The organism is Algibacter lectus, assembly GCF_900112395.1.
Taxonomy (GTDB): domain Bacteria; phylum Bacteroidota; class Bacteroidia; order Flavobacteriales; family Flavobacteriaceae; genus Algibacter; species Algibacter lectus.
On sequence record NZ_FOLN01000002.1, the window covers coordinates 313,142 to 326,339 of the forward strand.

Below are 13,198 nucleotides of genomic sequence, written 5' to 3' on the forward strand. Positions count from 1 at the left end.
GATTAAAATTGGAAATATATAAATGAACGATCTATACCACTATCATAAAACAACATCATCGCGAAAACCATAATGGTGTAAACCAAAAACCGAACATACCTGTTTTTAAAGTTGAACGGTGCGCGCTCATCTCTTCTAATAATAAATTCATAACACAAAAACAGTACAACCAGAATATAATAATCTGCCATTCTGTAACCATTTGGATGAAAATATGGTGCTGTAGAAAACTCTGTTAATCCACTAATAAAACTAAAAGCATCTCCAATAGATGCCGACCTAAAAAATATCCAAGCAATGGTTACAATAAAAAAGACACCAAAAATACTCAAGAGTTCTTTTACAGAGGGCAACATACTATCTTGCGCTATCACTGTGTTTTTATACTTGGTGTTATTCCCTAAAAGCAAAACAGGAATAAATATTAAAGCATGCACTAATCCCCATAAAACAAAGGTCCAATTCGCACCATGCCAAATTCCACTGACTAGAAAAATAATAAATACATTTCTAATGGTTTTTAATTTCCCTTCTCGAGACCCTCCAAGTGGCACGTAAATATAAGCCTGAAACCAAGATGATAATGAAATATGCCAACGACGCCAAAATTCAGCAATATTTCTTGAGAAATATGGAAATTTAAAGTTAGACATAAGCTCTATACCAAACAGTTTAGCTGTACCGATAGCAATATCTGAATATCCACTAAAATCACCATAAATCTGAAACCCGAAGAATATCGCACCTATTAATAAGGTTGAACTTGGATAAGAACCATAGTTAGAGAAAATATCGTCGACAATTGGTCCTAGAGCATCTGCTATTACTACTTTTTTAACCAATCCCCAAAGAATTAATTTTAAACCAGAAACAGATTGCGCATAACTAAAATGACGCTTATTTGAAATTTGAGATAATAAGTTTGAAGCACGCTCTATAGGCCCTGCAACCAACTGCGGAAAGAAACTTACAAAAGCCGCAAAAGATAGAAAGCTTTTGGTTGGCTTAAGTTTTCTATAATAAATATCAAAAGAATACGACATGGTTTGAAACGTATAAAACGAAATCCCTACCGGAAGAATCACTTTTAACGTCCAAGTACTTTTCATGGTGTAACCTAGCCTAGAAGCTAAATCTACCCAAGAATCGATAAAAAAGTTATAATATTTAAAGAAACCTAATAAGCCAATATTAAACACAACACTACACCAGAGCCATCGTTTTCTGCGCGTATCATCATCGGTATCATGTATTTTATGACCAATAATATAATCGACAATAGTGCTTAACAGAATTAATGAGAGAAAACGCCAATCCCAGATTCCGTAGAAAAAATAACTAGCAACAAGCAAGAGTATATTTTGCCCTTTTAGGCTTTTCTTAAGGACAAACCAGTATAGAAAATAGACAACAATAAGGAATACAAAAAATTCAAATGAATTAAATAACATGGGTTGGTTTTGGTTAGCTTACTCTGTATTACCAGGAGCAAAGTAAATATCCTACATAAAAATTATAAACAAAAAATATTTCTACAAAATACCTATTATCAGCTACAAGAAACCGTTTCCATAAAAAAAGCCCTTTCTATTTAAATAGAAAGGGCTAACATTTATCTTTTTTAATGCGTTACCTACATATCACTGAAAATAGAATGCATCAGTCGTTTTTTATCATTAATACTTTCTTCTAATGATATCATTGTTTCTGTTCTATAAACACCTTCAATATCATCTAGCATAAAAATAACTTCTTTCGCATGCTCTGTACTTCTAGCTCTAATTTTACAGAAAATATTGAATTTTCCTGTAGTAATGTGTGCTACAGTAACATAAGCAATCTCGTTTATACGTTCTAAAACGAATTTAGTCTGCGAGGTGTTGTTTAAATAAACGCCAACATAAGCAATAAACGAATAACCAAGTTTTTTATAATCTAATGTTAAAGACGAACCACGAATAATTCCTGCTTCCTCCATTTTTTTAACACGCACATGCACAGTACCTGCAGATATTAATAATTTTTTTGCAATGTCTGTAAACGGAATTCTTGTGTTATCGATTAACATATCAAGAATTTGGTGATCAATTTCGTCTAACTTTATTTTCCCCATAATTAACTATTCTTAAATAAAAAGCGAAAATAATACATTTTTGTTAATAATTACACACTTTAACTGCGCTTTATTTCATTAATAATGATATTTTTTGGTTATTAATTATTACGAAAACGTTTTCGTAACCAACTTGTATATCAATTCCTTCCTCATCTAACACAGCTAAACCTTTAGCATCAAATTCTTTATGCCCATAAAAGTTGTTTAAGTTTTCAATTTTATCAACTTTTGGTAAAAATTCAATTCGGTTATCAACTAATTTCTCTTGATATAGAATACCAATATCTATACTTTTTTCTTCGGAAGCGTTTTCGGCTTTTACGTTTCTTATAATAATATCATAAAAACACTTTCCGTTCTCAGGAATATTAAAATAAGCCTCGTACTTATCGCCAGTAACGTCCTTTTTAGCAATGTAATCTAAAGACGCTAAGTAAGAAGTGTAAATCAACTCACGAGTCACCTCACGACCGTAATCATCCTTACAATGTCCCGCTTCAAACAAAATAGTTGGCACATTTTCACATTGAAACGTATCACCAACACAGTTTAAGTTAAAAGCATCATCATAAACACCTACTCCATTTGGTATTATAGCTTGTAAAGCTTTGTCCATTACAGCAATCACCTCCATAGCGCGTTTTCTATTAGGTGTTACCGTACAAGCCTGATCTTGTGCAGGCGCTAAAAACGATACGCTAGCTAACTTATTTGTGTTTCCGGCACTAAAAATAGTACGCTGCCCGTGCAAATTATAGCAAAAATGTGGTTTAAACTTAGTAAATACGTCGCGTAACACCTTACTTTCTGGTTGCGTAAGGTTTTGTGCATCTCTATTTAAATCGACCTGATTGGCATTTATACGAGTATAAGCGTTAGCGCCATCAGGATTTAAAATAGGTATTATATATAAGGTACAGTTTTCTAAAATGTGGTTTAAGTTAGAATCCTTATCCAATAAGCTGTTTAATAAATCAAAAATAGCTTTGGTTGTTGTCGATTCGTTTCCGTGCATTTGCGACCACATTAAGATGCGTTTTTCACCTTGCCCAATTTTTAGTCCATAAATAGATTCATCCAAAACAGAGGCTCCAATCACTTCAATAGCGATCTCTTTTTCTAGGTTTTCTAAAAGTGGTTTAATATGATTGTTGGTGATATAACGATGTGATAAACGCAATTCTTTGTGTTTTAAAAACAAGGATTTTATAACTTCTAATTTCATGTGTTTTATTTATGATACAAATGTAAACAATTACTAATTTACAATTGTAAACACTAAAAATCAATACATTTGTTTACATTCGTATACAATTCCAACCTGCGATTACATATAAAAACCAATGTATTCATAAAAAACTAACTAAATAGCTTATTTTCAGATAAATACACATAAACATTTAAAGTTTAACTTATACGTTACCAGCAGTTTTAACACATTTAATGTTACCAATTAACATATAATTATTACATTTGTAACACCAAACATTAGAAACCCGAATTTACAATGATAAACAGCGAAGCTTTCATTAAAAGACTCCAAAAAGTGATGGAATACTACGGAGAATCTGCCTCTTCTTTCGCTGAAAAAATTAGTGTGCAACGCTCTAGCATTTCACATATATTGTCTGGCAGAAATAAGCCGAGTTTAGAATTTGTTCTAAAAACCCTTACCGCTTTTCCGGAAGTAGAATTGTATTGGTTAATGAATGGCAAGGGTGAATTTCCTGCTCAACAAAAAACAGCTCAAGAAATTAATACACCAACTCCACCTCAAAATACCGCCATTCCAAACCCTCCTAAAACCGAAAGCATCCAGAATAGTTTAAATCTTCAAGTAGATAGCGATAAAACAATTGAGCGTATTGTTATTTTTTATTCCGATGGAAGTTTTAAAAACTATCAGAATTAAAGTAATTTTGCATTTCAAGATATACCTATGAGATTTCTATACCTTTTACCTGTGCTTTTTCTTTTTAACTGTTACGAGTCTGCTCGCGAATGCAAAGATTTTAAAACGGGCGCATTCTATAGCGAAGTCACTATTGATGATGTAATCTACAAATCGAGGTTTAAACGCAGTGAAACACTACAAGTGGAAGTCTATGACGGTAAAACAGATTCGTCGCAACTAAGATGGATTAACGACTGCGAGGTGATCTTTAAAACCATAAACCCAAAGAATATGGCAGAACAAAAAGATATTCACTTAAAGATACTAACAACTACCGATTCATCTTACACTTATGAATACTCGTACGTTGGAGAAACTAAAAAACAAAAAGGAATTGCTTATAGAGAAGAATAATCTATGGCAATGGATATAAAAACGACTCTACTAAATTAAACTTGAGTTCTTTTTCTTCAGTAACGCGATACGTTATAAAAAGCTCACCCCAGAATTCACCATCCGAGAAATCAGCAATAATCCACTTATGGTTTAGCATTTTTACTTTATTAATTAACATACGTCGTCCTTCGCTAGATGCATAAGGAATTAACGGATGCTCACCCTTCACTTCATTCAAAGCATAAAGTTCATCTTTTATAAACGGAATTAATTCCTCAACATTAAATCCATCACGCTCAAAATAACTCAAAGCATCTTCATTACGTTCTAAATTGAAATACGACAAATTTGAAATTTCAGTATTCAACACCAAAACAGAATCTTTATACTTTTCAACTTGCGCTTTTTGCTTGCCGAGTTTATTATTCATATCCTCAAAAACACGTTTCGCGTTAACGTATTGAAACAATACAAGCAACATCGCAAACACAAACAAATACATGAAAATCTTTTTCGTCATGGGGTAATTTTATAAATTTAATTCTAATTCATCATAAGCCAAAAACACATTTTCAGGAAGCGTTTTTTCAACCTCGTCATGAAAACCTAATAAATGACTAATATGCGTTAAATATGCTTTTTCAGGATTTACTTTTTCTATAAAAGCTAAAGCTTCCTCTAAGTTAAAATGCGAGTGATGTGGTTCAATACGCAACGTGTTCACCACTAAAATCTTTACATTTTTAATTTTTTCAATTTCAACAGCTTCTACACGCTTCATATCGGTGAGGTAAGCAAAATCTTTAAACCTAAATCCAAAAACTTGCAAACCGCCATGCGTTCCATTTACGGGCACAACCTCTAAACCTCCAAGACTAAAAGGCTTATTTTCAATTTCGTTTACCGTAACAGCCGCCGCGCCAGGATATCGATTTTCTGTTTTAAACACATAATCGAAACGTTGCTTTAGAGAATCTAAAACCCGCTGATGCGCATAAATAGGAATATCGCCTTGTCTAAAATAAAAAGGACGAATATCATCAAACCCCATCACATGGTCAGAATGTTCGTGCGTAAACACAATAGCGTCAATTTTTTCACAACCCGACCGCAGCATTTGATATCTAAAATCTGGCCCGCAATCTACAACACACGTAAACCCATTCCATTCTACTAAAACAGAAACACGTAAACGCTTGTCTTTTTTATTATTACTTAAACAAACTGGGTGCTTACTCCCTATTATTGGAATACCTTGCGATGTGCCTGTACCGAGAAAAGTGATTTTCAAAAGTGTGAATTTTGAAACAAAAATAAACTTATTTTTTTGTTTAGCATACTTATTTAATACCTTTGTCAGTACGGACCTAACCTATATAATATATGGATATTACCATTAAAGGCGATAAAGAGTTTAATGATATTCCCTCGTTAAAATCTAAAGCTCTACGGATTAACTTAAACGAAAACATTTACGGAACATTTGCCGAAATTGGCGCAGGACAAGAAACTTGTCGTCATTTTTTTAGAGCTGGTGGTGCCTCAGGTACTATAGCTAAAGCAATGTCCGCTTACGATAAGGATTTTAGTGATGCCATTTACGGTGTTGAAGACGATGGGCGTTACGTAACAGAAGCACGTTTACGCAAAATGCTTACCCATGAAATGGACCTCATGGAAAATCGTTTAACTCGTGAAAAAAATCCGAATAAAATATTTTTTACATACGCTAACACCGTAGCAACCATTGATTTTGCTAAGCAATTCAAAGGTCATGGTTGGGTAGGTATTAAATACCAAGTTGAAGCCACTGGCGAATACAACGAAATTATTTTACACCTCCGTTTTAAAGAAACCGATGCACGTTTACAACAAGAAACACTTGGTGTTCTAGGAACCAACTTAATTTACGGCGCGTTTTACAAATACAACGAACCTAAAAAATTACTACGTTATCTATACGATCACCTAGATAAAGATCAAATAGAAATAGACACCATAAACTTTTCGGGACCTGTATTTAAAAATATAGACAACCGTTTAATGAGTTTACAACTTGTAAAGAACGGCATGACCGATGCAGTAATGTTCGGACCAGATGGTACAAACGTACTTCCTGCTCGTGTATTCTACAAGAAAAACATTTTAGCGCTACGCGGAAGCTTTAGACCGGTAACTAAAGTGAACATGGCCATGTATGAGAAATCATACAAAATGTTCATTAAAGAAAACAAGGTAGATGAAGATAAAACGGTTGTAGTTTTCGAAATTACTCTATCTAATTTAAGAGCAGAAGGTGAAATTGATGAACAAGACTTTATAGATCGCGCAGATTTACTATGTTCTCTTGGACAATCAGTTATGATATCCAACTTCCAGGAATACTTTAAAGTTGTAGAATACTTCTCTAACTACACCAAAGCAAGAATGGGTCTCGCTATGGGTGTTAGTAATTTGGTTGATATTTTCGACGAGAAATATTACAGACATATTAGTGGTGGTATTTTAGAAGCCTTCGGAAAGTTATTCTTTAAAGATTTAAAAGTTTACTTATACCCAATGAAAGATCCTGCAACGGGAGAACTTATTACAAGTGAAAACTTAAAAGTTTATCCACGAATGAAGGAGCTTTACAAATTCTTTAAATACAACGGAAAAGTTATTGATATTGAAGATTACGATGAATCTATCATGAATATTTTCTCGAGAGAAATCTTAAATAAAATAGCAAACGGAGAGCCAGGCTGGGAATCTATGGTTCCAGAAGGCACCGAAGATTTAATTAAAGAATACCGTTTATTTGGTTACACCAGACGCCCTTTAACGCTAAGCAGAAAAAGAAAGTAACACTTTACATAAAACACAAAAACGGCTATATTTCAATAATATAGCCGTTTTTTTATTTCTAATTTTAGCGTTTACTCTAAAATTTGAGCTGCATGATCTTTAGTTTTTACTTTTTCAATTACGCGCTCTACAACACCATTTTCATCAATTAAAAAAGTCATTCTATGGATACCGTCGTAAACGCGACCCATAAACTTTTTTGGTCCCCAAACACCAAAAGCGTTAATTACCGTTTTATCCTCATCAGCTAATAACGGAAATGGAAATTCGTGTTTATTTTTAAAATTAGATTGGCGTTTAGCAGAATCTGCACTTACACCCAATAAAGCATAACCTTTTTCTTTTAAAACCTCATAATTATCTCTCAAATTACAAGCTTCTACCGTACAACCTGGCGTGCTTGCCTTTGGGTAAAAAAACACGACTAGCTTCTGCCCTTTATAATCGCTTAACGAAATGGTATTTCCTTGTTCATCTAATGCCGAAAAATTAGGAACGGCATCACCTTGTTTTAGTGTGTTCATAGTATTAACTTTGGTTTCTAAAACAAAAGTACAATTTATGACTAAACAAGAAAAGGTAAACTTTGTTATTAATACACTTTATAAACTTTACCCAGAAATACCAATTCCTTTAGACCATAAAGATCCTTACACACTACTTATTGCCGTGTTAATGTCTGCACAAAGTACCGATGTGCGTGTCAATAAAATTACACCTCTATTATTTGAGCAAGCCGACAACCCTTATGATATGGTTAAACTTACCGTAGAAGATATCCGCGAGATTATAAAACCCGTTGGTCTATCACCTATGAAAAGCAAAGGTATTCACGGTTTATCGCAAATATTAATCGATAAATACAATGGCGAAGTCCCAAAAACGTACGAAGCTTTAGAAGAACTACCAGCCGTAGGCCACAAAACCGCTGCTGTAGTATTATCTCAAGCCTTTGGAATTCCGGCATTCCCTGTAGATACACACATTCACAGATTAATGTATCGCTGGAATTTAACCAACGGAAAAAACGTAGTACAAACCGAAAAAGATGCCAAACGTCTATTTCCAGAAGAACTTTGGAACGACCTCCATTTACAAATTATTTGGTACGGACGCCAATATTCTCCAGCACGAGGTTGGGATTTAGAAAAAGACATTATTACCAAAACCATTGGCAGACAGTCGGTTCTTAATGAATATTACAGTAAAAAGAAAGCCTAGCACTGCACCTTTAAAGAACTTAAGTAAACATTAAGTTTGATAAAACTTATTTAGTATTTTTACAAACCAACACCAAACTAAACAGCATTCACTAAAGCGAAGCGTTTCCTATATATTATTTCTGTTGAAAATTTAAAAGCATACGCCTTCGCAAAACATCCTATTAATAAAATAAAACATAAAATATAATGTCTACAGCAAAAAAAGAATACAAAAGAATTACGGTAAAAACATTGATTGACATGAAAGCCAATGGCGAAAAAATATCAATGCTAACCGCTTACGATTATACTATGGCCAAAATTGTAGATGGCGCTGGTGTAGACGTAATTTTAGTAGGTGATTCTGCAAGTAATGTTATGGCAGGTCACGAAACCACGCTACCAATTACTTTAGACCAAATGATTTACCATGCATCATCTGTAATTCGCGCCGTACATCGCGCACTTGTTGTAGTAGATTTACCTTTCGGAAGCTACCAAAGTGACCCAAAAGAGGCGTTGCGTTCTGCAATTAGAATCATGAAAGAAAGTGGTGCACATTCAGTAAAACTAGAAGGTGGTCGTGAAATTAAAGAGTCTATTAAGCGCATTTTAAATGCAGGAATCCCAGTAATGGGCCACCTAGGTTTAACACCGCAATCTATCTATAAATTCGGAACTTACACCGTTAGAGCTAAAGAAGAAAAAGAAGCAGAAGATTTAATCGAAGATGCAAAAATGCTAGAGAAAGTAGGCTGTTTTGCTATTGTATTAGAAAAAATACCTGCAGCTTTAGCTAAAAAAGTAGCCGAAAGCGTAAACATTCCTATTATAGGTATTGGCGCAGGAAACGGTGTTGATGGTCAGGTTTTAGTTTTACATGATATGATTGGTATGACGCACGAATTCCACCCAAGATTTTTACGTCGTTATTTAAATTTATATGAAGACATGACGGGCGCACTATCTCAATACGTAGAAGATGTAAAATCGAGTGATTTCCCAAATGAAAGCGAACAATACTAATTGTTTGTTTCATTTAAATTTCATCTAAAACATTAAGCATAAACCCGTGCATTTTATAAATGTCTAGCAAAATACTATCAAATAAAGACAACCTTCAGGTCATTTTTGAAGATAATCACATTATTATCGTCAATAAACGCGCCGGAGATATTGTACAAGGCGATAAAACCGGCGACAAACCGCTAAGCGAAGTTGTTAAGGAATATATTGCTCAAAAATATAACAAACCAGGCAACGTCTATTTAGGCGTTGTCCATAGGTTAGATAGGCCAACTACGGGAATTATTGTGTTTTCTAAAACCAGCAAAGCCCTACCGCGGTTAAACAAGCTTTTTGCCGATAAGGAAGCTAAAAAAACCTATTGGGCTGTAGTGAAAAATGCGCCACCGAAAAACGCAGACACGCTTACGCATTGGCTAAAAAAGAACCCTAAAAATAACAAATCTTACGCGCATAATAAAGAAGTGAATGAGAGCAAAAAAGCCATTCTTCATTACAAAACGCTAAAGAAATTAGACCGTTATATCCTGTTAGAAATCAATTTAGAAACAGGCAGACATCATCAAATACGCTCGCAATTATCAACTATTGGTTGCCAAATAAAAGGCGACTTAAAATACGGTTTTGATAGAAGTAATAAAGACGCAAGCATCCATTTACATGCGCGACATTTAAGATTTATTCACCCTGTAAAAAAAGAACCTATTCAAGTTACAGCACCTTTACCTAAAGATCCAATTTGGGATGCATGCACTGCTTAAAATCAAAATGTTACCATTTTTAAAAATACCTTTTAACTTCAACTAAAAACCTCTCGCCATTTGAAAGCTATTCCTGAAATTATCGTCAAGCAAAAAGAGTATTTTAAATCTGGAAAAACAAAATCTGTTGCGTTTCGAATTTCAATATTAAAAGCTTTAAAAGAAGAATTAGAAGCTAACGAGCAAGCGGTTTTTAACGCCCTAAAATTAGACTTTAAAAAATCGGAATTTGAAACTTACCTAAGCGAATACAGCATGGTAATGTCTCAATTAAATTTGGTGATTAAAAAGCTAAAAAAATGGGCAAAACCACAACGCGTATCTAGTAGCCTGCTCCTATTTCCGGCAAGCAGTTTTATTTACAAAGAACCTTATGGTAGCGTTTTAATTATTTCACCCTGGAATTACCCGTTTATTTTAGCTTTAGAACCTCTAATACTAGCCATTGCAGCAGGAAATACTGTAGTTTTAAAACCAAGTGAACTTACCGAAAATACTTCGAGACTTATTTCTAACCTAGTAAAAAATGTGTTTCCTGAGGGATTAGTAACTAGCATAGAAGGCGGCGTAGATGTTGCCACAGCCCTACTAAACCAACGTTGGGATTATATTTTCTTTACAGGAAGTGTTTCCGTTGGAAAAATTATAGCTCAGGCCGCCGCAAAACACCTTACACCAGTTACTTTAGAATTAGGCGGAAAATCACCATGCATTATAGATGATACTGTAGATTTGAAACTTACCGCCAAACGCGTCGTTTGGGGCAAATTTTTAAATGCTGGACAAACCTGTATTGCACCAGATTATATTTTAGTTAAAAAACAGATAAAGGCAGATTTTACAAAGGCTTTAATTGAAGAAATAAAACAAGCTTACGGCAACGATATTAAAGCTTCGGAAGATTTTCCTAGAATTATAAACCGGAAAAACACCCAGCGTTTGGCAAATATGCTAAACCAAGAAACCATTAGTTTTGGTGGAGAAATAGATGAAACCACGTGCTACATAGCACCTACACTACTAGATAATCCCGATTTGGATAGCCCTGTAATGCAAGAAGAAATTTTTGGACCTATTTTACCGATACTTACTTTTGAAACCGAACAAGATATTGAATCTGTAATTTCTAAATATGAAAAACCACTTGCCTTTTACGTATTCTCGAACAGCAAAGCCTTTTCTAAAGGATTAATTGAAAGGTTTAGTTTTGGTGGCGGCGTAATAAACGATACGCTTATGCATTTCGGAAACGATAAACTCCCCTTTGGAGGCGTTGGTTTTAGCGGCATGGGAAATTACCATGGTAAGTTTGGTTTCGATACATTTTCGCACCATAAAGCCATTGTAAATCGTAAAAACTGGATAGATCCGCCGGTGCGCTATGCGCCATACCAAGGCAAACTTAAATGGCTAAAGTTATTTTTTAAATACTTTACATAAAATTAAAAGAAAATAAAACGAGAAATATTACAGCAACGGGTAATTTAAAATTAAGGTTACACCATGCTCAGGTTGCGATTCTAAACTAAAAGCGGCGCCAATTAAATTAGCACGACTACGCATATTAATTAAGCCAGAACCTTTCTCTACGGTATCCATATTAAAGCCTACACCATCATCTTTAGCTGTGATTTTTAAATTTTTATCGGTGTATTCTAAAACAACATTTAAGTTCTCGGCTTGAGAATATTTCACGGTATTAGATAAAAACTCCTGAATAATTCTAAATATAATAATTTCGTGCTTTCTATCTTCAAACTCAATCTTGTCTCCAATAACTTTTAATTCCGCGGAAGCGAACTTTAGTTTATTAAGTCGGTTTAACTCATTAGAAATCGATTTCTCGAAACCAATATTTAAAACCACTTCATTATTTAGAGTTTTAGAAAGCGCTCGTACCTCTGATAAGCTCTCACTTATTGCAGCAGTAGTATCTTTAAATTTATCACGCACATCGGCATCTACTTGCATTTTTAAAATACTTAATTGCATACTTGCAAAAGATAATAACTGCCCAACATTATCGTGCAGCTCCCAACCTATATTCTTTAAGGTTTGCTCTTGCGTTTCTGTTTGCGCACGTGCAATTTCCGACTCAAAAGCCTGTTGCTGCTTTATACGTTCTTCGAGCAATTTGTTTTTTCGCTTTAAAAACACCACAAAAAACACCACCACTAAAGCCGTGATAATTACCAAAACGGCAACCATATAAATTAATAAATATCTCTCGGAAGCCGTACTCGCTAATCGTTCTCCGGTTTGCACCATATTAAAGCAAAGGTAAAAGTTAAATACATAGTAACATTAGCAATTAAATAAATTTGCCATCTTAAAAAGATAAAATTCCAATCTAACCCACTCATATACACATCGTAAAACACCAAAGGTGTAATAATTAGCCACCAAATAAAAATAGCAAAACTAATATAGAAATTTAGCGATTTATAAAAGGTGAGTATTTTATCACTTTTCAATACCTCTATAAAATAGCAAACCGTACATAAAAAAATAATAAAAGCCCCAAAAACATTGATAGAAGGAAAAAACATAACAAAATAATCGTCCCAATTAAAAGCAATATACCCTATTGAAAACAACAAAAAACTAAAAGCAGCTATTTTAACCATTTTTTTTAAAACATCCGTTTTCAAAACTCTATGATAATAAAATGCAAAAAACATAATAGCCCCAATTTTCCAATACAAAGTACTCCACCAATAATTTTTAACAAAGACAGTGCCTTGTAAAAGGCTAAACAATCCTCCATCTTTAATACAGAGAGGATAAAGTGCAATAAAATCACAAAACGTTAAATACACCAAAAAGTATATAAAAAACTTAGCAACTGTAGGTTTATACTTTTTAAAAAAGTATAAACCTGTAACAGCTGCTAAAATTTCCACACCAGTTGTAATTAGCGCTTTATATGCTAATAAAAATTCGTTCAAGATGTTTT

Annotated in this window: 15 protein-coding genes; 7 read left to right on the forward strand and 8 right to left on the reverse strand. The window is 33.9% G+C overall.

Going from position 1 to position 13,198, the window contains the following annotated elements; all coding sequences use genetic code 11:
* Positions 1-2 precede the first annotated feature (2 nt).
* The 3 genes from BM246_RS04430 to BM246_RS04440 form a co-directional block, all read right to left on the reverse strand.
* Positions 3-1,451, reverse strand: coding sequence for an MBOAT family O-acyltransferase (locus BM246_RS04430; protein ID WP_074936047.1), 1,449 nt, complete (start codon positions 1,449-1,451; stop codon positions 3-5).
* A 182-nt stretch (positions 1,452-1,633) separates the two neighbouring features.
* A complete protein-coding gene (locus tag BM246_RS04435; protein WP_042494949.1) occupies positions 1,634-2,113 on the reverse strand; it encodes an Lrp/AsnC family transcriptional regulator in 480 nt (159 codons plus the stop codon).
* Between the two features lie 70 nt (positions 2,114-2,183).
* Positions 2,184-3,341, reverse strand: a complete 1,158-nt coding sequence (locus BM246_RS04440; protein WP_074936049.1) for a M14 family zinc carboxypeptidase — start codon at positions 3,339-3,341, stop codon at positions 2,184-2,186.
* Between the two features lie 282 nt (positions 3,342-3,623).
* On the opposite strand from BM246_RS04440, the gene BM246_RS04445 reads away from it, so the two are divergent.
* Entirely contained in the window at positions 3,624-4,028 is a 405-nt protein-coding gene (locus BM246_RS04445) for a helix-turn-helix domain-containing protein (protein WP_042494948.1), read from the forward strand.
* Between the two features lie 27 nt (positions 4,029-4,055).
* Positions 4,056-4,424 carry a hypothetical protein gene (locus BM246_RS04450; protein WP_042494946.1) on the forward strand — a complete coding sequence of 123 codons (369 nt, stop codon included), beginning with the start codon at positions 4,056-4,058 and terminating at the stop codon, positions 4,422-4,424.
* A gap of 1 nt (position 4,425) precedes the next feature.
* On the opposite strand, the gene BM246_RS04455 is transcribed toward BM246_RS04450, so the two are convergent.
* Together BM246_RS04455 and BM246_RS04460 are read right to left on the reverse strand one after the other, a co-directional pair.
* Positions 4,426-4,926, reverse strand: coding sequence for a hydrolase (locus BM246_RS04455; protein ID WP_074936051.1), 501 nt, complete (start codon positions 4,924-4,926; stop codon positions 4,426-4,428).
* A 9-nt stretch (positions 4,927-4,935) separates the two neighbouring features.
* Positions 4,936-5,697 carry an MBL fold metallo-hydrolase gene (locus BM246_RS04460; protein ID WP_042506965.1) on the reverse strand — a complete coding sequence of 254 codons (762 nt, stop codon included), beginning with the start codon at positions 5,695-5,697 and terminating at the stop codon, positions 4,936-4,938.
* Positions 5,698-5,789: 92 nt separating this feature from the next.
* Between BM246_RS04460 and BM246_RS04465 the strand changes: the two genes are divergently transcribed.
* On the forward strand, positions 5,790-7,253 hold the full coding sequence (locus BM246_RS04465; protein WP_074936053.1) for a nicotinate-nucleotide adenylyltransferase: 1,464 nt from the start codon (positions 5,790-5,792) through the stop codon (positions 7,251-7,253).
* Positions 7,254-7,324: 71 nt separating this feature from the next.
* Here the strand turns inward: BM246_RS04465 and bcp are convergent, their stop codons facing one another.
* The gene (gene bcp / locus BM246_RS04470; protein WP_074936055.1) at positions 7,325-7,777 is read right to left on the reverse strand and encodes a thioredoxin-dependent thiol peroxidase; all 453 of its coding nucleotides are present in this window, start codon (positions 7,775-7,777) and stop codon (positions 7,325-7,327) included.
* 37 nt (positions 7,778-7,814) lie between these two features.
* Here bcp and BM246_RS04475 point away from each other — a divergent pair, with 37 nt between their 5' ends.
* The 4 genes from BM246_RS04475 (at position 7,815) to BM246_RS04490 (ending at position 11,682) form a co-directional block, all read left to right on the forward strand.
* Positions 7,815-8,474, forward strand: coding sequence for an endonuclease III domain-containing protein (locus BM246_RS04475; RefSeq protein ID WP_042506973.1), 660 nt, complete (start codon positions 7,815-7,817; stop codon positions 8,472-8,474).
* Between the two features lie 188 nt (positions 8,475-8,662).
* Complete coding sequence (gene panB / locus BM246_RS04480; RefSeq protein ID WP_042494940.1) at positions 8,663-9,481, forward strand: 3-methyl-2-oxobutanoate hydroxymethyltransferase; 819 nt, start codon at positions 8,663-8,665, stop codon at positions 9,479-9,481.
* A 59-nt stretch (positions 9,482-9,540) separates the two neighbouring features.
* The gene (locus BM246_RS04485; protein WP_074936057.1) at positions 9,541-10,242 is read left to right on the forward strand and encodes an RluA family pseudouridine synthase; all 702 of its coding nucleotides are present in this window, start codon (positions 9,541-9,543) and stop codon (positions 10,240-10,242) included.
* A gap of 69 nt (positions 10,243-10,311) precedes the next feature.
* Positions 10,312-11,682: an aldehyde dehydrogenase gene (locus tag BM246_RS04490; RefSeq protein WP_074936436.1), complete on the forward strand. Its 1,371-nt coding sequence runs from the start codon at positions 10,312-10,314 to the stop codon at positions 11,680-11,682.
* 27 nt (positions 11,683-11,709) lie between these two features.
* Here BM246_RS04490 and BM246_RS04495 read toward each other — a convergent pair whose 3' ends face one another.
* Positions 11,710-12,510 carry a sensor histidine kinase gene (locus BM246_RS04495; RefSeq protein ID WP_074936059.1) on the reverse strand — a complete coding sequence of 267 codons (801 nt, stop codon included), beginning with the start codon at positions 12,508-12,510 and terminating at the stop codon, positions 11,710-11,712.
* Positions 12,486-13,190 carry a hypothetical protein gene (locus tag BM246_RS04500; protein ID WP_074936438.1) on the reverse strand — a complete coding sequence of 235 codons (705 nt, stop codon included), beginning with the start codon at positions 13,188-13,190 and terminating at the stop codon, positions 12,486-12,488. Before BM246_RS04500 ends, BM246_RS04495 begins: the two co-directional genes overlap by 25 nt.
* Positions 13,191-13,198: the final 8 nt, after the last annotated feature.